Source organism: Psychrobacter sp. TPE 89C, assembly GCF_055522395.1.
The window spans coordinates 1-21,164 of record NZ_JBVFXW010000039.1; the positions used below are offsets into that span (position 1 = coordinate 1).

Below are 21,164 nucleotides of genomic sequence, written 5' to 3' on the forward strand. Positions count from 1 at the left end.
CCAACTTTATTTTTTAACATTCTGAATCAGCAAAAATCCACACAAGTTGTTCTTTAGTTATGCTTTTAAATAATGCCTAATCACTGTCGTCCAGTAACTGATATATAGGGTATTGCTTTCACTATCTAATCTTTTCCGTTGCCGGTTAAGCTATCTAGCGAGCCGACTATCTTATAGTAATGATTGGGATTGTCAAGCTTTTTTATATTTTGTCTCACTCAAGTTAACTGGGTTGTTTATATGTAATTGACATATAAGCTGTCCAGCTCGTCTTGATGTGGGCGTATTATAGACGGTTTAAATTCTGAGTCAAGAGGTAATTTCTATTTAGTTTAAAACTAATTAATTCGAAATATTCATTAAGTGATTGCTCGCTTCTTAAACACTCTCCCTTCCAACTGGGACGCAGTATACTCGGTTTAAAGTGAGGGTCAATGTTTCTTAGAAACTATACATACAGTTTGCTTCAATCCCTCAAAAATACTGGCTACTTATCATGGGGTTAGTAATTTGGTGAGCTAGTTAGTTTTTGAATTTTCATTTTGTAATGGAACTTCGACCATTTCAGACTTCATGATATACCTCTATATATCCTTTGCATATCCAGAGTACATTAGTGCAGATGAGTATGTAAACATCGCAATATGGATACCTTATATAGATAACTGACCTAAAGTAGTTGCTCAGCTATACATCTATATCCGAACACTAAATGCCCTTAATTAGATTTCAGTCATTTGCATACTTCCACTACTGTCTACGAATTAACTTATATAGATGAGTGCAGTTATCTCAGTACATTTTGGCCGCCATCAAGTAAGCTTATACTATCAGTCACCTTAGCTTTATCCGTCATTAGAGTCATTGATCTTTGAAGTTGCTAATCGTCACCTATCCATAACAACACAAAAAAGGCAACCTAATGGCTGCCTTTTTGATTCTGCATATTGTTTTAAGTTTCATCACTGCTAATGAGATAACACGATCGGTTTTATTAAACTTAAGGGCAATCATTTGCATGGTGGGCAACTACTCACAACAGAAACTAACTTTCTAATTATAAATATGGTTGTGCAGTTTCTTCTTCAACTTCAACAGTACCATCACTTTCGGCATCAGATTGACCCATATCATCCATACTTCCATCATCAGTCTGAGCCATATCATTCATGCTCTCGGCATCAGACATATTGTTAAACTCTTCAGTTTCAGTTTGAAGTCCGTTATCCATACTTCCAGCTTCGGTTTGCATGGTAGTGTCTGCAGTCGCAGTTTGTACGACTGGTTGTTCAGCAGCCATGGCCAGACTTGGAATAGTAAGTGCGGCGCCAACAATTAATGATAAAGACAAAGTAAGGTTTTTCATTGATTAATTCCTTGATTTACAGATTTAATGTATCAGTTAAAAATAAGCCTAAACGGTATGTCATGCAGCTCGAATCCATTTAACAAATAGCATTGTCATAAATAAAATTACGATAATTGTTTAAGCTATTATCATGTTCAATTTGAGATCAGAACATTATGATCCAATCTTTATCAGTCATAATTTCCGAACACAAGACTACCAATTAATAACTTTGGCTTTCAGTAGTACAAAAATTACCAGTCTAACGTGTTTATTTTTTTCTTGTGACATTTTGCAATTGCTATAGCATCTTTGTTATATCAGCATATCAAGTTCTACTTTCGATAATTTCTGCTCTAAACCCCCATAACCAAACAATATCCTTTCAATTAATTATTAATTTTTACTTAATAATTCCTACTTACTATTTTTTTGATACTCTTTTAATTTCATCTCCCCATTTATCGACACTCCTTATATTTTCTTGAGTGTTGAATATTTATTAAGTTATATCGTCAATTTTTGATGTCGTAAGAGTAAAAGTATGTCGGCAACAGTCCGATAACAAAATTTAGTCATCATATTTTCAAATATAATGCGGATTTTTTAAGAACATGACATTTACTAAGGGGAGATTTTATAGATATTATTATCATAGTTTTCAAAATTACGTCACAACTCATCGTATCTTCGAATATCAATATGATTGATTTACAGCTTCCACTTGAATATCTAACTTTACCTTTTTTGCCATGCCTAACACTGTATATTTACTAATACCCCACTTCGTTCTATCGATAGTCGTCGTAAAGTCTCCACCGCACACCGATTTTTTTAATATCGGATTTAAATAGCAGTTGAACTTGGTAGCAGTGAGCGTAACGGGGTTGGTCTGCCCATGTAGCGTCAATAGGCCATCAACTTTAATGGTATCTTTATTAGATAAAAAATGCCATTTGGTAGACTTAAAACGAGCCACTGGAAATTTTTCGATATCAAAGAAATCTGCGCTTTTAAGCATGGTATCGAAAATTTTGTTACCTGTATTTAAGGTATTCAGAGGAATTATGAGAGCGATATTGCCTGCCTTAGCCATTGGGTCATAATCAAGCTGACCGCTCAAATTATAGAAGCCACCAGTAATCGTTGACGTATTGAGAGGCTCAATGGCGAAACGTACGTTGGTACGGGTAGAATCGATATGATAGGGGGTCGCATAACTACTGACGATGCCTACTGTACTTAGACATAAACCCAATAGAAATTTGCGATAGGATAATAGCGCCTTTGAGAGAAAAGCATGACCCATAATGACATTCCTTTGTGCAGTAAATGACAAGCCAATCACATCCTTTGTGATCGTCATACGCGCTCATATAGCGATAAAAAGACAATATCTAATCGATAGATATTGTCTTTTTCATTTTTGCAATCTGACTTATAAAAAATTAAAGCACCAAATTAAACTTTGCTATCTATAGTTGATTTATCTTTGCCACTTGGTGTCAGCCATTTAGCGAACCAACCTGACACGTCATCCATCAAGGTATAAACCACTGGAATGACCACGAGACTGAGTAGCGTCGAGGTTACCAAACCGCCCAATACTGCTGCCGCCATCGGACGACGGAAAGTAGGATCTGCATCACCCCAACCAAAGACCAATGGCAACATGCCAGCGCCCATCGCTATCGTCGTCATAATAATCGGTCGAGCACGTTTATGACAGGCATCGACCATTGCATCAAACCGTGCTAGTCCACGATTTTGGGCGATGATAGCGTAATCCACTAACAAGATAGAGTTCTTGGTTGCGATACCCATCAACATAATAAAACCAATCATCGAAGGCATCGACAAGCTGCTATTAGTAATCACCAAACCGATAAAAGCACCACCGATTGATAGAGGTAATGCCACTAAAATCGTAAAAGGCTGTAGCACTTTGCCAAACAGAAGAATCAACACGCCTAAGATACAGATGATACCGACTGACATGGCGATGATAAAACCACTAAATAGCTCAGCCATATTTTCGGCTTGCCCTTGATCAATAATAGTAATTGACGCAGGCAAATTTTGCATTGTCGGGGTCTTTTTGACTGCTTGTACCAACTCGCCAAGCTCACTGTCTGCAGGCTGTACCGTAATACTGATCGCACGCTCACGATCGAGACGTTTTATCTGAGCAGGCCCAGTACCGAAATCCAAACTGGCCACTTCACTGATACGCACGCCTTGCCCTGCGACACTATTACTAGATACGTATAGCCCCTCTAACTGGTTGACGTTTTGTTTTGCGACATCAGGCAAACGTACGACGATAGGAATCTGCCGTGTATCCAAATTAAGCTTAGACAGACTTTGCTCATAGTCACCGACCGTCGCGATACGCAAGGTAGTCGCGATATCTTGTGTGGTCACGCCTTTGTCTGCCATCGCTAGTCTGTCAGGCGTCACGGTTAGCTCTTGACGCGGTAGACTGCGGTCGCTAGTGACTGATCCTGTACCTGGCAATGCACGAATATCGGACATAATCTGCTGCGCGGTCTCTTCAAGTACTTGAGGGTTGCTGCTGGTCAGCGAAAAGTTGTATCCCGTCTCACCGCCACTCGATAGCCCAACCGTAAAACGAGCACTTGGCACCTCCGAAAGTATCGCGCTAATCTTGCGCTCAACCTGTTGTTTCGAATCTCGCTCAGCACGCGGAGCCAATACGATATCCAGACTGCCTATATTTTCTGCTTTACCACTACCGGAATCCGAGTCCATCGACTCTTGTGCCTCACCGACAGACGTAAATATGTTGGTGACTTCTGGCAATGCCAAGATGCGAGCACTCGCTAATGCTGCAACCCGTTCTGTATCTGCTAGTGCCACATCAGGTGTTAGCTCAATCGCCACTCGTGTCTGGTCAATATCATTATCAGGGATAAAAGCGGTCGGTAATAATTTGACCAATCCTAACGAAGCCACAAATAGTACCAGCGTCACACCGATCGTTATCCAGCGATGATGCAATGTCCACGTGACGGTTTTTAGATACCACGTCATCAGTTTGCTTTGCTTTTCGACATGATGCTTTTCTGGTCTGAGTATATACGCTGCCATCATAGGCGTAATCAGACGCGCGACCAGTAGAGAGGCAAAAATAGCCAAAGCAGCCGTCCAGCCAAACTGCCGGAAAAATTGACCCACGACACCGCCCATAAAAGCCGTCGGCAAAAATACAGCGATTAAAGTAAAGGTCGTCGCCACTACCGCCAGCCCAATCTCATCAGCGGCTTCCATCGCTGCCTCATAAGGCGTCTTACCCATCCTGAGATGGCGAATAATGTTCTCAACCTCAACGATAGCATCATCGACCAAGACACCGATAACTAAGGACAAGGCCAATAAGGAGATAATATTTAAGCTAAAATCAAACAGATACATCGCTAAGAAAGTAGGAACCACTGATAGTGGTAACGCAACTGCGGCAACGATGGTCGCGCGTACGTTTCGTAAGAATAGAAACACCACGATTACGGCTAATATGCCGCCTTCAATCAGCATCTTTATGGAGGCACTATAATCTTCTGCTACTGGCGTTGCGGTGTCATAAACTTTATCAATCTTGATTTGACTCATCTCTGCGGTCAGCTTTGCAAGCTCCGCATCGACTAGCTGCATGACCTCAACCTCACTAGCACCGCGCGAACGAGTAATGTTAAATGCCACAACGGTCTGCTCATTAAGCTTGGCAAGAGAGCTTGGGTCGGCAGCACCATCAGTCACTTGTGCCATACGCCCAAGCGCCTGTGTGCCACCAGCTGGCACTGCTATCTGCAAGTCATTGAGCTCACGTGCCCGCTCAACTGCACCCAATACACGAATTGTTTGGGTCGCATTACCTACCTCAGCTTCACCGCCCGCACTGTCTTGCTGAATACCGCTCAACTGCTGCGACAACTGTGCAATCGAGAACTGCAAACCACTTAGCGCAATAGGATCTGCTGCCACTGTAATTTCACGTTCAAGGCCACCGATGCGACCGACCGTACTGACCCCAGGAATATCTGATAAGCGCTTGGTGATTGTGTCATCAATGAACCAAGACAAATCCTCAACACTCATATTATCGGCAGCGACTGAATAAGTCACAATCGGAAAGCCTGCTGTCGATACTTTAGTAATGATAGGGTCATTGGCTGCTGCAGGAAGGTCTCCGCTCACTTCTCCGACGGCTGAACGCACATCGTCGACGGCTTCTTGGATGTCTTTTTCTAATACAAACTCTGTTGCCACCGTAGCAACACCTGTCTGTAACGTCGTGCGTATGCGCTTAACACCTTCGATACTGGTGATTCTGTTTTCAATCTTTTTTGCAATATCGTTTTCAATCTGAGAAGGGGCTGCACCAGGGAGGGTGACGGTCACAACAACTGCGGGTAAATCAATATCTGGAAACTGTTGCACCTTCATTTGCATAAAGCCGTAAATGCCGCCTAACGTCAGGAGCACAAACAGCAAAATAGCAACCAGCGGATTTCTAATCGAATAAGCTGAGACATTTAAACTCATGAGCGTGCCTGCTTATCTGTGCCAGTCGTGGTTTTATCGGCAGCCGCGTCAGCTTGGTTGCCTGTTTGAATTGCACCATTCACGACAAGCACTAAATCACCATCATTTAAAAAACTCCCGCCCTGCTTCACAATCTGACTATTAGCGGGCAATGGCTCTGTGATCTCTACACTATCGCCAAGTCGCTTGCCCAATGTCACTCGCTGTTGCTTGATACGACCTGTATTTTTGCCATCTTGAGTCTTCATGTTAGTAACTAGCATGACATAGTCATAACCATCGTTGCTCACGATGGCGCTGTTTGGCACTGTCTGCGTACTGGCACTGCCTAGTAGAAACTCACCCGTCTGATACATGCCTGACCGTACTTGTACATTGGCAGCCAAACTGGCATAAATAGTAATCTGACGGTTATTATCTGCCGTTGGCGCAATACGGCTTACCTGACCCATTACAGAGTCGCCACCCGGTAAGCTCACACGTACTGGCGTACCAACATTGACTTCACCGATGAGTTTGGGATCGATATCTGCGCGCCACTCTAAAATACCGCCTTTAATAATAGTAAATAATGGCTCACCACCAGCGACCATACCCACTTCAACCATTTTTTCGCTGATGATACCGCTCACTGGTGCGACCACTCGAGCATTATCAACACTCAAGCGCTGAGTGCTTAGTCGAGCTTTTGATGCTTGCAAAGACGCTCTGGCTCGAAGCTCAGAAGTACGATAGCGATCGGCTTCTTGTTTACTGATAGCATCAATGTCGAGCAATGGTAATACGCGCGCTGCGTCAGCACTAGCGTTGGCCAGCGTTGCTTCTGCCTCTGCTACGTCCGCCTCTGCTTGTAGCACTTGCTGCTCCATCGCATCGGTATCGAACATGGCCAATACCTGACCTGCTTTGACACGATCGCCTTCTTCGACCAAGATACGCTCGATAGCCACGCCGTTTACTTTCGCACTGACATTCGCCGTATCTTTAGCATTAATAGTCCCATCAGCACTTAACGTGTTGCCGATATCATCTTGACTTGGCGCGATTGTTTCTACTGACAGTACCGCCTGCTCTGTACTGCCGTCGCTAGTACCATCACTGGGCGCACTGCTAGCATCTGGAGAATCAACTGCCTCTACTTCACCATTACCCCAATATTTTCCAAGCAGGACACCAATAATCAGCACCGCCACTAAAGCAGGTAACAACCATAATGGTAACTTTGAGGAGGGTTTATTCACCAATGACTCAGACTGACGATACGGTGGTAGCTCAGCTCGTTGAGAATTCTCAATATCGGGGGTTTGCTCGCTAGTCGGCGCTTGCTTATTATCAGGGTGTTTAAAATCACTCATAGTTGGTCTCTATAAATAAGCACGGTACTAACGCCGTAAAAAGCATAAAGGAAACAAGATGATGCAGTCCCATCTTATTAATAAGGGTTTTTAACATTGTAGACTAACTCGTCGGCGGGTCAATTATGTTAGATACCTGAGGGGTCAGTTTTTGGTCATTATTAGGATATAGTAAGACATTGAACTTAATAAAGATATTGCCACTAAAGATTATAGTATAGATAATAAATTCAGAATAAACACGCCAGCATAGCCCAACATTCCTACTTAAATTTTGTCCGCATATGCCTCTCATCTCAAAGTCTAATGACCAAATCGAATACATGATTGGAGGTTATTACACCGTATTTAATAAAGATACTTTTATGATTAAGTGTGACGTCACATTGAATTGCTTGAGATGCGGTAATGGCCCTTTGAATAATAAACTGTGAAAACCAATGATACATACTACCTACAGTTCAGACTTGAATTTACGAGGTAATTTGTCATTATTAAGAGGACCTCATCAACAAAGGAGCCAATCATGGCTAATAAGTCAGAAGTGAAGAAGCTTAAGAAAGAGATTAAAGAGACCAAAGCAAAAGTTAAACAGCAAAAGAAAAACCTCAAAGATCTCAAAAAATCACTGAAGAAAGTAAAAAAATCTAAATAGCTTTATTTTGGCAAATAAAAAAGAGGATAGCATTGGCTGTCCTCTTTTTTATTGAGCATCAATTTACTGATGTAAACTGCACAGCTGATTAGATTTGGTTAATTGGTTAAGCATTGGTATAACGACTGGCCTCTGGCATCCAGCGATGTATCAACTGGCTGACATCCGCTTTACGTGTAGGGTCTGCAATTAAATGCTTGGCCAAACGTTGAGCAATCGCAAACAACTGCTCATCACGAATGAGGTCGGCTAAATAATAACCGACATTGCCAGTTTGGCGCTTACCGAGTAGCTCGCCCGGCCCACGCAACTCTAAATCTTTTTGGGCAATGACAAAGCCGTCGGTACTATCACGTAATACATTCAAGCGCTCAGTACCCGTCTCTGATAATGGCTTTTGGTAAAGTAGCACACAGTAACTTTTAGTAGAGCCGCGCCCTACTCGCCCGCGCAATTGATGCAATTGTGACAGTCCCAAGCGTTCTGCATTTTCGATAACCATTAACGAGGCATTGGGCACATCAACACCGACCTCGATAACTGTTGTGGCAATGAGCAAGTCTAGCTCTCCTGCTTTAAATTGCTGCATGATGGCTTGTTTATCAGCAGACTTCATTTTGCCGTGTACCAATCCAATACGAATATCTAAACGCTCGTTTAAATCTTCATAAGTCGCTTCGGCCGCTTGTGCATCCAATACGCTAGACTCTTCTACCAATGAGCAGACCCAATATGCTTGCCTACCTGCCTCGCAATTAATAGCGATACGCTCAATCACCTCATCACGGCGGTTCCGATCAATGGTCACCGTAGTAATCGGCGTACGTCCCGGTGGTAACTCATCAATGATAGAGGTATCCATATCGCCATAGACACTCATAGCTAGTGTACGTGGAATCGGTGTGGCGGTCATAATCAACTGATGCGGTGTACTGTTGGCCACACCTTTATTGGTCAATGCCATACGCTGCTCAACGCCAAATCGATGCTGCTCATCAATGATTACTAAGCCTAATTTGGCAAACTGTACTTGCTCTTGAAACAACGCATGCGTACCGACCACAATCTGCACGGTGTTTTCAGCGATTGCTTCCAATGATTCACGACGTTGCTTCGCTGTTTGCTTGCCAGCGAGCCAGCCAACACCGATACCCAACGGCTCAAACCATTGTTTAAAATTAACTAAATGCTGTTCAGCTAAAATCTCAGTCGGTGCCATCACAGCCACTTGCCAGCCACTATCAAGTGCGTAGCCCGCTGCGCCCGCCGCTACTAACGTTTTACCAGCACCCACATCGCCTTGTACCAGCCGCAACATAGGAATAGATGTAGCCATATCAGCGGTAATATCTCGCATCACTCTTTTTTGTGCACCCGTTAAGTCAAAAGGCAATGCGCCAAATAAGGCATTGGCCAATGGACTTTGAGTGGCACATTTGGGCGCTTTGTGTTGATGCAATTGTTGGCGTCGATACAGTAAACTAAGCTGATGCGCAGTCAATTCCTCAATAATCAAACGCTGGCAGGCAGCATGCGTACGGGCACTCAGCTGGGTTAATAACTTATATTGCTGTCCAGCATCGGTATAAGTTGGAGGCGTGTGTAGTAAGACTAAGGCTTCAAATATCGTCAAATTATAGACATTGTTGTGCGCCGATCGAGCTGCTGCCGTATGGATTTCGCTATTAGCACTGCTGCTAGTACTACGATTGCTATCATAGGCTGTTGCACCGCCTCTATGAACGCTATTACCAATTGTATTGTCTGGCACACTACGTGCCAATGTCGAAAAGATATCTTCTGAAGAATCATGCTCTGCTGTTAATGAATTCGTCGGCACAAAAGGTGCCAACGGTAGATCAGCCACCACTGAAAAATCTGTGGGCGTAAACAGGGTCATCGGCAGACCTTGGCTGCGGACCGTTTGTAATGCCAATTTGATTAAGGTGCGCAGCTTATTTTGATGTAATCCTTTAACGCTAGGATAAATCGGCTGTAATCCTGTATTGGTCATGGCAACACTATCAGTAATAATCTGATATTCAGGATGACTCATCTGCTTGCCATATCGACTGACTTTGACTTCGCCGAACAGCTGCAGCTGTGTACCCAAACTCATCGTTTGCGCAAGACCGCGATAAACCTTAAAGAATCGTAAGGATATCGTCCCTGTCTCATCATCTACCACTACCGTCATGCCACTGCGCTTAGTATCGACGTGTACCACACGCCCAGTGATTAACCCCGATTGCCCATGTTCCACGTCTGCTATGGATACCAATCGGCTACGATCCTCGTAATCACGTGGCAGATGTAATAGCAAATCAAATATTCGCTTTATATTTAACTGTGCTAACTGCTCTGCGACTTTTAGGCCAACGCCTGCCAGCGCTGTCACAGGCATATCTAGCGCTGAAACTGGCAGATCAGATCTAAAGTGGTCTGATGAGTGAGCTAAAGAAGGGCTTGTCGATGTTGGCATCAAAGATCCTAGCGAGATTGTTTTTAAGTATTAATGTTTTTAAGTATTATAGATTCAATTTTCTTAGTCTACATTTGCTGCATCTTATAAAAACTATAGTTATCAATTTGATATAAAATACTAAGTCATTATGACTGTTATTAATAGTCTAACCCCTCTCCCAAAGCCCAGAATAACAAAGCAAACGTATGCAAATATATATCGTGTAGACCAAACTAATCTAACACCGTCAGCCATATTTTTGGGATTAAGAGTTTATTCATAATCCATGACCTATACTCAGCGAGTTCATAGTATGGCTGTGCGAAGTCTTTAAGATAAATGAATCATCTATATCATAGCAATAACTGATGTATTATTTTCTAACTTATACAACTCTCTAAGGTCTTTTTATGCCTGCTCCCACTTTCAGCCATCCACTCAATCATCATTTATCATTACTACGTGTGGGCATACTTACTACACTAGGACTAGTCATCAGTGCTTGTAGCACACTGACTCCAGCGAGTGTCACACCTATAGTTCCTGAAATAGAATCACCTAGCGTAGCCTTAGTATTGGGCGGTGGTGGCGCTAAAGGCTTTGCTCATGTGGGAGTAATCAAAGCACTAGAAGAGAACGGCATTAAACCTACAATTATCGTTGGCACGAGTATTGGTAGTTTGGTTGGTAGCCTATATGCAAGCGGATACACGTCTGCACAGCTTGAACGACTGGCACTGACGACTACGGATAGCGAGTTGACTGATTTCACTTTATCCAATCAAGGGTTTATTGAAGGCATCAAACTAAAAAACTTTATCAATGCAAAAGTAGGCGAACGCGCAATAGAAGATTTTCCAATCCGCTTTGCAGCAATTGCTACCGAAAAAAACACGCTAAAAAAAGCAGTCTTTACCACTGGCAATGCAGGACTTGCTGTACAGGCGTCTTGTAGCGTTCCTAATATCTTTATCGCCCCGCGTATCCCTGAAAAAGTCGGCAAAAAATATATCGATGGCGGTGTGGTTAGCCTAGTACCTGTTGATAGCGCTCGTGATTTGGGTGCTGATATTATCATCGCAGTAGATGTGACAGATGCGAGTGACGATAATGCCACTAAGCTTAACGGCTTACCGAACCTCAACTCATTCAGCAGCTTTTGGGGATTGCTAGAAAATACGATCGCGGCTCAACCAAGTACCAATCATAGCGCAACAATGCGTCGTGAACGAGATGGTGCAGATATTGTCATTACTCCTGCTGTCAGTCACATCAGCTCAATAGATACTAGCCAGCGCCGTGCCCTCATTACGGCTGGGTCTCAGGCTACCACCTCACAAATCAATGCAATCAAACAGTTGATAAAGCAGAAATCTGAAAGCAAGTATGCAACCCTCTGAACGATAAATAAGTAGCCTATCTAAAAGTCTAAACTCGAATAAAAAAGCACCACAGCAATGAGCTATGGTGCTTTTTTATAATTGTGTAAATAATGACGAAGAAAATACGATTAAATAAAGTCTAATATTCAAACATCGATGTCGTTTTACACGGGCACGATAGTTACTTCACACGTGCACGATATTTGACTGCGACTGTGTCGTTAAGACCAACGCCTTCCATATCCCAACGTACTGCTTTATAGTATTTCATATCAACATCTTGCAGCTGATTGTCTACTCTCGTACGCAATGGCATACGCGCAAAATTATTACCGTCGACACTACCATACGGGAACTCTGGTGCTACCGTACGCATTAACTCTACTTCATCAGGAATACTCATAGTGACCGTCATTTTACGCACACGATCAGCGTTGGTATTAGTGAAATATCCTTGATACTCTAAGACATTGCCTGACTGTAGGCGCGTATTTGCATTGACAGGAACCAAAATCTCTTCACCATTTGCATCAACACTAATCAATGATGCTGTGATTTTGCTATTCACGGCTTGTGCACTTGAACCTTGATTGGCATTGGCTTGCACCGCAACTGAACTACTATCCACAGCTTGCTCTGGCGTAGGCAGCATCGCCGAGGCTTGTGTTGTGACGACCATCGCACCGATGAGTGTACCGGCGACAACGTGAAACAAGCGATGACCGCTCCAAGCGCTAAACGGGCTAGCAAATTGATTATTTTTTTTCATGGTTTTCATTATCCCTGGTTGATATATCGGTAGAACGCAATTGGTAAAACTGGAAAAGGGTTTAATATATTTTCAAACACTCATCGCCGTATTCTTTATGTGAAGCTGTATATGATTTCGAATACTGCTACTTAGCGCTGGCTTACTTTATAGACTTGAGCCTATCTGCTATGACGCACATGATAACTGTTGATAGCCGATTATTCATAGTAAATGAAGAACAATCTATCATCCTATAAAGTCGCATCCAATCAAGTGATGGTGTCAGGCTCATTGTTTTTATTGATTATCTGCGTTCGCTATCTGTAAAGCAATAGCGTTTAGCATAACAAAAAGCATTTGTACGTACACTAACCCCGTGTTGAGGTTGTGTATATAGTCAATCAGCTATAAGGATTCATTAACACAACTGAAATAAAAGATAGCTCATAACGGCATTTTTTGCTATGGTAAATCTTTAGCGGCCAGCATCTTTTTGCTACGCACCTTTTCTTATTCTAACGACTGCTGCTCCCATTATGACTACTAGCGCCATGCCCCAGATTAACCCTGAATACGTCCATTGGTTTCGCAACTCTGCTCCATACATAAATACACATCGTGGTAAAACTTTTGTGATTATGTTTGGCGGTGAAGCGGTCAATCACGCCAACTTTAGCACGCTTATCCATGATTTTGCTCTATTGCATAGCCTAGGGATCAAGTTGGTACTGGTTCATGGGGCACGACCGCAAATCGAAAAAAACCTAAAAGAAGCAGGTATCGCCTCTCCATTGCATCAAGATATTCGAATTACCCCAAGAGCAGCAATGCCTTCTATTTTACAAGCAGTAGGCGCGATTCGCCTGCAACTTGAAGCGCAACTATCGATGGGACTGGCAAACTCACCCATGTATGGCTCACGCATTGACGCTATCTCAGGTAATTTTGTCACAGCGCGTCCTTACGGTATTCGTGATGGTATTGATTACCAGATGACTGGTGAAGTACGTTCTATCGACGTTGAAGCCATCAAAAACAACCTACTTCATGATCATATTGTCATTTTAGGTTCGATGGGCTATTCAGCGACTGGCGAAGTTTTCAACTTACTTGCTGAAGACGTTGCACTCAATGCCGCTGTTGCACTTGGTGCTGACAAACTAATATTCTTGGGTGAAGAAGCCGGTATCAATGATGGTGATCGGCTATTACGCGAAATGATTCCAAACGAAGTTGACCGCTTCTTGCGCGATCGGGATTTGAACTGCGAAATTAATTATTTCTTAAACTGTGCAAGTTTGGCGTGTCGCAAAGGCGTTCATCGCACACATATCATCTCTTATGCCAAAAATGGCGCATTGCTAGAAGAGCTTTTCACTCGTGATGGCTCTGGCACACTGATTAGCCATGACCCTTATGAAGAAATTCGCCGCGCCAATATTGATGACGTAGTAGGATTGATCGAGCTATTATCGCCGCTAGAAGAACAAGGCATTTTGGTCAGCCGCTCACGCGAATGTTTAGAACAAGAGATTGACCATTATAGTGTCATTAAGCGTGATGGTATGATTTTGGGCTGTGCAGCCTTTTATCCATTGGATAAGGATTCTGCAGAAATTGCATGCGTTGCCGTACATCCTGAATATCGTAACGGTAGCCGAGGTGCTGATTTGCTAGCATTTTTGGAACAACAAGCACGTAGCCATGGTCTGCATAAACTGTTTGTGTTGACGACTCGCACAGCACATTGGTTTGTCGAACAAGGCTTTGCAGAAGTTGAAGCAAGTGCACTGCCTGAAGCACGCCAAGAGCAATATCATAACGGTCGCAACTCTAAAGTATTCCAAAAGAATCTTTAGTACGTTTAGTGCATTAGCAAAAATGCTGATGTAGAGCACCTTGATTAAATGAACACGCTTAAAAGTCAGAAACTTGGTTGAAAACTATGATCAGTTAAGAGCTATAAAATCTAGCCATAAAAAAGCCCTCTAATTTAAGAGGGCTTTTTTATTATTAAGTATTATGATTAGTAAGTACTAACACTAAATAATTACTAGGGCATATCCTCATTTTAAAAATGGTGATAAAAATGGTGATAAAAATGAGATAAATTGCAGTCAAACAAGGAAAATAGCGCAGATAATATCGAGATATTAGTTAGCTATTTGACGCCGTTTGGCAAGATTTAGCCATTTTTAACCCATTTAGATAACTATCGATTGAATTGAAGACACGCCCTAATACTCATTATTTCACTGATAACAATTCAACAGTAAATACTAGCGTGCTGTTAGGCTCGATGCCTGCATTACCAGCTTCGCCATAAGCGATATCTGACGGGATATAGAACTCATATTTTCCGCCTTCTTTCATCAACTGTAGACCTTCTGTCCAGCCAGCGATAACTTGATTTAGTGGGAACTCAATTGGCTCACCACGCTCATAAGAGCTATCGAATACAGTGCCATCAATCAATTTACCTTCGTAGTTCACTTCAACCACGTCAGTTGCTTTTGGTGATTTACCAGTACCTTCGGTTACTACTTTATACTGTAGGCCAGACGCAGTTTGTTTTACACCTTCTTTTTTAGCATTCTCTACCAAGAACGCAGCACCTTTAGCTTTGTTGTCTCCAGCTTTTGTTTCCATCTCTTTGACGAACTTTTCTTCTTGCTCTTTTTGATACGTCGTCAATACTTCTTGCATTTGCTCTTGAGTCAATGCTGAATCAGTACCTTCATAACCATCACGGAAGCCTTTTTCAAAAGTATCAAGATTCAGATCGCCGACCGCTTCTTTATTTCCTTCAGCCATCATATATCCTAAGCTGTAACCGACCTTTTCGCTTGCTGAACTTTGTTCGGTAATTGAAACACTCTGAGCAGCCGTTTCTTGGTTACCATTATTTGTGCTACAGCCTGTTACTAACAACATAGCACTAGCAAGTGCACTAACGCTTAAAGTAGTGATTTTTTTCATAAAGTACTCTCAAATTGTAAGAATAGTGGCGAGATGTCACATGGTTCTATAATAGCAAATCTTAGTTTTAGGAGCCATGTTTGGAATAAAATTATCGGACGAGTGTACAGTATGTGTTAATATTTATATATATAATAACAAGTTATCACACAAATATAGTAACAGGTTAAGCTTTCTGTCTTTAAATCTACTGACACATCAGCTAAGCTGAACCAGTTAAGGTGATAAATAGTCAAGTGTTTACCCTATCAAAGATATCTAAATATCAGCAATAAAGTTATAAATACAAAGTACACAGACATTTTTTGATAAGACTAACGACTCGAAAATTAGAATATCACTCTATAGCTTATTCTGGAAAATACTATTTATTATAACCATTATGTATTGGTCACATTCGATATCAGCCACATTGACGATATTGTTTAGCAGCCTCTGTATGATGATTCAAGGAGGATCAAATGAATCCAATGTACACATCTTTCAACGGTTATCTTGGTGGGCCTATCGGCTCCATTATCGGTGCCATTTTAATATTTATCATTGGCTGGTTGGTTGCACTTGGTATTGCAGCCCTAGTTCGTAATGTACTATCTAAGATTAATCTTAACCAACGCATGAGTTCTTCAACAGGTAAAACCTACGATTTGGAAGGTATTATTTCCAAAATCGTATTTTGGTTTATCTTTATCATCGCGATTTCTGGAGCGCTGAACCAATTGAATTTGAACTCAATTTCGACACCGTTCGCAAATATGATCAATCAAGTGTTGGCATTTATTCCTAACCTCATCGGTGCTATCGCTGTCGGTGTTATTGGTTGGGTTGTGGCTACTGTTGTGCGTACAGCCATCAATGCGGCATTGTCTAAAACGTCAATGGACGAGCGCCTAAGTGCTCAAGCTGGTGTAAAACCAATGAGCAGCACTATCGCTGATATGGTTTATTGGTTCATCTTATTAATTGTATTGACTATGGTACTTGGTCAATTACAGCTTGATGGTTTATTCGCACCACTAACCAATATGGTTGATAAAATCTTCAGCTTTATTCCTAATATCTTAATTGCAGCTGTAGTCTTTGTCGTCGGTTATATCATTGCTAAAGTAGTACGTGGCATCGTAACCAACCTTGTATCTACTTTCAATGTACAGGAACTGGCTTCAAAAGCAGGCTTAAGCGAAAAAAACAGCCTACCTAACATTGCTGGTTCATTAGCATTTTTAGTGGTTATCATTCCAACTATTATTGCAGCACTAAATGCTTTAAAGATCGAAGTTATTGCTCGTCCTGCGACGAATATGCTAAATAAAATCATGGAAGCACTGCCAAATATCTTTATGGCAGTCGCCATTTTAGTGGTAACTTTCTATGTAATTCGCATGGTTGCCAACATCATTAAAGGCCTTATCGAAAACACTCAAATCAACCAGTTGCCAGCTAAAGTCGGCTTGCAAGACACCATGGGCGATAAGAAAGTATCTGACCTAGTTGGTTATGCGATTGTCTTCTTTGCCATGTTGTTTGCTGCCATTGCCGCTGCTGACTTATTAGGCTTTGAGCCTATTTCAGCTATCATCACAATGTTCATTGCCTTTGGTGCTAATATCATCCTTGGTGCTATTATCCTATTCATCGGGTTTTGGCTTGCTAACATTATTGCAGGTGTGGTTGAGCGCTCTGAGCAAGGTTCACAATTCCTAGCAAATATCGTACGTGTATTGATCATGGGCTTAGTACTAGCCATGGGTCTAAAAGCGATGGGTATTGCAGATTCAATCGTTAATCTAGCATTTGGTCTAACATTAGGTGCAGTAGCCGTTGCTTTTGCCCTATCATTCGGTCTTGGTGGTCAAGAAGCAGCAGCACGCTTCCTACGTAAGATGCAAGACAAGATGGATCATGAGCGTACCGAAGCCAAAGCAAAATCTGCGCTTCAGCCAGAGACGTCAACTCAAGAAAAAGTGGCTGATTCAGTGCGTGAAAACACGCCTGCGGCTACAACCACGTCAACTGACGATTTACGTACAGATGTAGTGAATACGACTCCTGTTAATACTGATGACATCAATAATGACGGCAACGTATTACTGCCTGGTAGCGGTCTAAATGACGATATCAACAATAAATAAATAGTTATTCTGAATTTTCAAATGTAAAAAAGACAGCCTAGGCTGTCTTTTTTTATGGCGCTTAATACAGTCACTTGTGGATTGTATTGCTCATCACCTGTTACATAGTAGAGAGCTTAATTTATTACTTATCTTTTCGCGCAGGAATGGAAAGGTTTAAGTGTACTTGAGGTCGCCTATCCCCTTGACCATCTTTTTTAGAATCTTTATTTGCTGGTGCTGTATTTGAAGCTGTTTGTTGATCTGGCTGTGAGCTACTATTCTGATGCTGAATATCTTGATGCTTGAGACGTTGCAATTGCTTGGTTAGCTGACGTTCACGTTGAGTCATGGTATCGACTGGCTGAATCCATAGATCAATATCGATAAAGGTCTCATCAGCCTCGGTGATAAAATCAATGCCCAACACAATGATATGATGAAGCTCAATTATTGGTAAACGTGTAGCAACATCTTTTGCAATCTGTGCCAACTTCGGTTGAACAGCCGCTTTGCTATTATGTCCTGTAGCCTCCTGACCATAAAACACCAGTACATAATGTCGACCCAAACTCTCATAAGAATGTTGGTGTACGACATAGCCATCCTTCTGCAACGAGGCGCTTTGTTTGGGATGTCTATATAGCGTGCGGATAAGTTCGTGACGTGAAAACAGAGATTCACCTAGCAGTTGTTGCTGCCAGTAAACAAGCGGTACGTCTAACTGATCATCATTATTAATTGTTTGCTTTTCACTATACGTCTCTATCATTTGCATACTTAGCTGAGACCATAGTGTTGCTGCTTGCAGCATATGCTGATGATACATCAGCGCAGTTGTACTTTGGTTTTTGTATGCGAGCGTTATAGCTACAAGTGCTGAATTAGGCTCATCCTGTGCCTCGTTTTTGATGAGTGCATTATCAACTGCAATAGCAGAATTAAATAAACCTGGACTTTGTAAGAACTTCTCAACCAATAAATCTTCTGATTCAAAGCTTGGTATATGACTCGTGGCCGAATGCTGTAGCTGCTCTAGATGATACGACAAAAAACGCCATAACTCAGATGGTGTGCGTACCGCTGCCGCTATCGAGTACCAATCATCCCAGCTAAATACTTGTAGCTGCTGCTGACCTTCACTCATATCTACCACTAGGTCTTCTAAAAAATAACGCGCACCAAAACTGTGTTTCAGTCGCTGTAGGGCGTTATATTTTTCACTATCTTTATCGTTTTGTGCAGAGCTATCACCTCCCACAAGTTGAATATCGAAGATCAAAGCCTCATAACCGACTGCATTATTATCTTCATCTTGAGACAGTGATGCTTTGTACCATGCAAGCGCAGACTTTACTGCGATCATACGTATAGCCTCAATATTAGCTGATCCCGTATCAAATGGTAAGTATAAGGTTAGCTCAAGCAGCTGTAGCTTGCCAAGTGGCAACTGATATTGATAGTGACGAGCGATATACTGAGCATTATAGTCATGCTCAATCATATGCATGCCAGCTAAAGCGACTGCGGTAGCATCTGCTTGTAAGTAACAGACCAGCTCGGTAGTAAGATAGCCCCAGTCGGGCATTGTCGTAATCGAATGGGACACAAGTTCTGACCTTTTATTATTGAATGGCTATATTGTATGGTATGTTATTTTTGCTGATTAGCACGATGAAACACAGTCGCTTTCACAGTGCTGAATTGTTATGATGATAGCAAAGTAGCATCACTTATACACGAATTTGTATATATAGACTGCCTTAGAGAATACCTATCTTATAGAGTCAAAATAATACTGATATAAGAAAACATAGCACAAGCGCTATATTATTAAGGTTAGCCAGTTCAGCGACTTAATGACTTTATAGTGGACAGGCCATACATTCGTCAAACTTATTTAATCATTCTCATATAATAACAAGGATTGAACAATATGAAGCGCTTTAAAGAAAAGACCGTCATCATAACAGGCGCAGATTCAGATATCGGTCGGGCAACCGCGCTGCGATTCGCACAAGAAGGAGCCAACTGTATCATTGTTGGTATTAATTCTGATATCTTAGGATACATCTACGAAGATCTGCCACAAGACCACACATGGATCAACACAGGTAACCACCTTACCGTGACCAGTGATATCAACGATCCAACCCAAACGGCAAGATTAGTAGAGCATGTACTCGAGAAGTATAATCATATTGATGTCATGGTCAATATAGACACTGCTGTCGGCATTCATCAGTCAGTCATTCCAGAGCTAATAAAAACAAAAGGTAATATCGTTAATATATCAGCACTGACTGATCTATCAGCAGACTGGAGTATTGACACGTATAAAGCGGAACAAAGTAAGTTGACTGAACTTACCAAAAAACTGGCATTAGAAAATATACCAAATAACGTGCGTATCAATGCGGTCACTGCTGGGTTCGTCACAACAGATGTCAGTTCAAACCCATTCGTTACTCACTCTCCACTGGGAAAAACAGCCACTCCTTTCGACGTGACAGCGGCTGTGATGTTTCTCGCCAGCGATGATGCGGCTATTATTACGGGTTTGAACTTACCTGTCGATGGCGGGGTTAGCACCTTCACAAATTAAACCAATTAAGAAATATTAGAAAACACTCTTAATGTTTACAGAGAAAATCCCCCTGATATATGTATATCAGGGGGATTTTAAATAAAGGCTATTATAATAACTACTTTAAAGCCTTTTAATTAGCTGAGTCATTCACGTCTTGTAGAGGCTGTGATAGACGCTCAGGATATCTTGGAATCACGCCTTCATATTGCTCGTAGATTTTTGGCAAGTCAGCATCGATATCACCACTAGGATAGACCAGAGACATAAAGCGTATCTCCTTGGTATTGTAATCCATAGCGACTGGTAAAATCGGCACACCAGCACCCAATGCTAAATAATAAAACCCTGTTTTCCAACTCTCAGTGTATTGGCGCGTACCCTCTGGTGACAATCCTAAAAACAGTGGCTCACCCGTTTTGAATTTATCAATACTTGATTGCAGCACCGAACCCTTGTTGCTACGATCAATAGGGATAATGCCCATCCAGCGTAGTAGTTGCGCAAGGACTGGTACTTTAAATAAAGTGTGCTTACCCATAATACTAATTTGCAAGTCTAGCGCAAATAGACTGGGTATCGCATACACACCATCGACATTAGAAGTATGCGGTAGCGCTAATACCACCGCCTGCGAGATATTTGGTATCTCACCAACGGTAGTCCATCCCGATGCTTTTAGCATGGTTGACGCAATGAAAGGTGCAATTTTATTACCACGTCTTGGAACTAAGTCACCGAGCTGCGCTCTACTGAGCTTGGGTAAAATTTTAGATCGCTTAGACGAAGAAGCTTTAGAACGATGAGAAAACTTTGATGTCATGATGGCACCATATAATAAAAGATACTTATATAATAGCATTAAGCTTATGCGACTAAGTTGCGTTTTATAAGCTTTTATTGCTTAACAAACCCTCTATTTATGAATTAGCATTAATGAGATGTCTATAAATAAGTACGATTATAACG

14 protein-coding genes are annotated in these 21,164 nt (G+C 41.9%); 5 read left to right on the top strand and 9 right to left on the bottom strand.

Annotated elements, in window-relative coordinates; all coding sequences use genetic code 11:
• Positions 1 to 1,057: 1,057 nt before the first annotated feature.
• From ACZW67_RS11195 to ACZW67_RS11210, 4 genes are all read right to left on the bottom strand, one after another.
• The gene (locus ACZW67_RS11195; protein ID WP_465183309.1) at positions 1,058 to 1,351 is read right to left on the bottom strand and encodes a hypothetical protein; all 294 of its coding nucleotides are present in this window, start codon (positions 1,349 to 1,351) and stop codon (positions 1,058 to 1,060) included.
• A gap of 694 nt (positions 1,352 to 2,045) precedes the next feature.
• Positions 2,046 to 2,714, bottom strand: a complete 669-nt coding sequence (locus ACZW67_RS11200) for a YceI family protein (RefSeq protein ID WP_465183310.1) — start codon at positions 2,712 to 2,714, stop codon at positions 2,046 to 2,048.
• A gap of 95 nt (positions 2,715 to 2,809) precedes the next feature.
• The gene (locus tag ACZW67_RS11205; protein WP_465183311.1) at positions 2,810 to 5,911 is read right to left on the bottom strand and encodes an efflux RND transporter permease subunit; all 3,102 of its coding nucleotides are present in this window, start codon (positions 5,909 to 5,911) and stop codon (positions 2,810 to 2,812) included.
• Entirely contained in the window at positions 5,908 to 7,266 is a 1,359-nt protein-coding gene (locus ACZW67_RS11210; protein WP_465183312.1) for an efflux RND transporter periplasmic adaptor subunit, read from the bottom strand. The genes ACZW67_RS11205 and ACZW67_RS11210 overlap by 4 nt, the downstream gene beginning before the upstream one ends.
• 526 nt (positions 7,267 to 7,792) lie before the next feature.
• On the opposite strand from ACZW67_RS11210, the gene ACZW67_RS11215 reads away from it, so the two are divergent.
• Complete coding sequence (locus ACZW67_RS11215; RefSeq protein WP_265090099.1) at positions 7,793 to 7,921, top strand: hypothetical protein; 129 nt, start codon at positions 7,793 to 7,795, stop codon at positions 7,919 to 7,921.
• A 106-nt stretch (positions 7,922 to 8,027) separates the two neighbouring features.
• Here ACZW67_RS11215 and recG read toward each other — a convergent pair whose 3' ends face one another.
• On the bottom strand, positions 8,028 to 10,403 hold the full coding sequence (recG, locus tag ACZW67_RS11220; RefSeq protein ID WP_465183313.1) for an ATP-dependent DNA helicase RecG: 2,376 nt from the start codon (positions 10,401 to 10,403) through the stop codon (positions 8,028 to 8,030).
• A gap of 392 nt (positions 10,404 to 10,795) precedes the next feature.
• On the opposite strand from recG, the gene ACZW67_RS11225 reads away from it, so the two are divergent.
• Positions 10,796 to 11,785, top strand: coding sequence for a patatin-like phospholipase family protein (locus ACZW67_RS11225; protein ID WP_465183314.1), 990 nt, complete (start codon positions 10,796 to 10,798; stop codon positions 11,783 to 11,785).
• 163 nt (positions 11,786 to 11,948) lie between these two features.
• Here ACZW67_RS11225 and ACZW67_RS11230 read toward each other — a convergent pair whose 3' ends face one another.
• Positions 11,949 to 12,536 (bottom strand): hypothetical protein, encoded by a 588-nt coding sequence (locus ACZW67_RS11230; protein ID WP_352259865.1) that lies wholly within the window; start codon positions 12,534 to 12,536, stop codon positions 11,949 to 11,951.
• Positions 12,537 to 13,054: 518 nt separating this feature from the next.
• On the opposite strand from ACZW67_RS11230, the gene argA reads away from it, so the two are divergent.
• Positions 13,055 to 14,377, top strand: a complete 1,323-nt coding sequence (gene argA, locus ACZW67_RS11235; protein WP_201593443.1) for an amino-acid N-acetyltransferase — start codon at positions 13,055 to 13,057, stop codon at positions 14,375 to 14,377.
• Positions 14,378 to 14,765: 388 nt separating this feature from the next.
• Here the strand turns inward: argA and ACZW67_RS11240 are convergent, their stop codons facing one another.
• Complete coding sequence (locus ACZW67_RS11240) at positions 14,766 to 15,497, bottom strand: FKBP-type peptidyl-prolyl cis-trans isomerase (RefSeq protein ID WP_465183315.1); 732 nt, start codon at positions 15,495 to 15,497, stop codon at positions 14,766 to 14,768.
• A 461-nt stretch (positions 15,498 to 15,958) separates the two neighbouring features.
• Between ACZW67_RS11240 and ACZW67_RS11245 the strand changes: the two genes are divergently transcribed.
• Positions 15,959 to 17,629 (top strand): mechanosensitive ion channel, encoded by a 1,671-nt coding sequence (locus ACZW67_RS11245; RefSeq protein WP_465183316.1) that lies wholly within the window; start codon positions 15,959 to 15,961, stop codon positions 17,627 to 17,629.
• Between the two features lie 124 nt (positions 17,630 to 17,753).
• Here the strand turns inward: ACZW67_RS11245 and ACZW67_RS11250 are convergent, their stop codons facing one another.
• A complete protein-coding gene (locus ACZW67_RS11250; protein WP_465183317.1) occupies positions 17,754 to 19,217 on the bottom strand; it encodes a hypothetical protein in 1,464 nt (487 codons plus the stop codon).
• Positions 19,218 to 19,544: 327 nt separating this feature from the next.
• On the opposite strand from ACZW67_RS11250, the gene ACZW67_RS11255 reads away from it, so the two are divergent.
• A complete protein-coding gene (locus ACZW67_RS11255; protein WP_110924405.1) occupies positions 19,545 to 20,213 on the top strand; it encodes an SDR family NAD(P)-dependent oxidoreductase in 669 nt (222 codons plus the stop codon).
• 115 nt (positions 20,214 to 20,328) lie between these two features.
• Here ACZW67_RS11255 and ACZW67_RS11260 read toward each other — a convergent pair whose 3' ends face one another.
• The gene (locus ACZW67_RS11260; protein WP_465183318.1) at positions 20,329 to 21,018 is read right to left on the bottom strand and encodes a lysophospholipid acyltransferase family protein; all 690 of its coding nucleotides are present in this window, start codon (positions 21,016 to 21,018) and stop codon (positions 20,329 to 20,331) included.
• Positions 21,019 to 21,164: the final 146 nt, after the last annotated feature.

What these genes read in the sequence shown, in the direction of transcription:
- ACZW67_RS11200 (WP_465183310.1), bottom strand. Translation starts at nt 2,714, where the DNA reads ATGACGATCACAAAGGATGTGATTGGCTTGTCATTTACTGCACAAAGG.
- ACZW67_RS11205 (WP_465183311.1), bottom strand. Translation starts at nt 5,911, where the DNA reads ATGAGTTTAAATGTCTCAGCTTATTCGATTAGAAATCCGCTGGTTGCT.
- ACZW67_RS11210 (WP_465183312.1), bottom strand. Translation starts at nt 7,266, where the DNA reads ATGAGTGATTTTAAACACCCTGATAATAAGCAAGCGCCGACTAGCGAG.
- ACZW67_RS11215 (WP_265090099.1), top strand. Translation starts at nt 7,793, where the DNA reads ATGGCTAATAAGTCAGAAGTGAAGAAGCTTAAGAAAGAGATTAAAGAG.
- recG (WP_465183313.1), bottom strand. Translation starts at nt 10,403, where the DNA reads ATGCCAACATCGACAAGCCCTTCTTTAGCTCACTCATCAGACCACTTT.
- ACZW67_RS11225 (WP_465183314.1), top strand. Translation starts at nt 10,796, where the DNA reads ATGCCTGCTCCCACTTTCAGCCATCCACTCAATCATCATTTATCATTA.
- ACZW67_RS11230 (WP_352259865.1), bottom strand. Translation starts at nt 12,536, where the DNA reads ATGAAAAAAAATAATCAATTTGCTAGCCCGTTTAGCGCTTGGAGCGGT.
- argA (WP_201593443.1), top strand. Translation starts at nt 13,055, where the DNA reads ATGACTACTAGCGCCATGCCCCAGATTAACCCTGAATACGTCCATTGG.
- ACZW67_RS11240 (WP_465183315.1), bottom strand. Translation starts at nt 15,497, where the DNA reads ATGAAAAAAATCACTACTTTAAGCGTTAGTGCACTTGCTAGTGCTATG.
- ACZW67_RS11245 (WP_465183316.1), top strand. Translation starts at nt 15,959, where the DNA reads ATGAATCCAATGTACACATCTTTCAACGGTTATCTTGGTGGGCCTATC.
- ACZW67_RS11255 (WP_110924405.1), top strand. Translation starts at nt 19,545, where the DNA reads ATGAAGCGCTTTAAAGAAAAGACCGTCATCATAACAGGCGCAGATTCA.
- ACZW67_RS11260 (WP_465183318.1), bottom strand. Translation starts at nt 21,018, where the DNA reads ATGACATCAAAGTTTTCTCATCGTTCTAAAGCTTCTTCGTCTAAGCGA.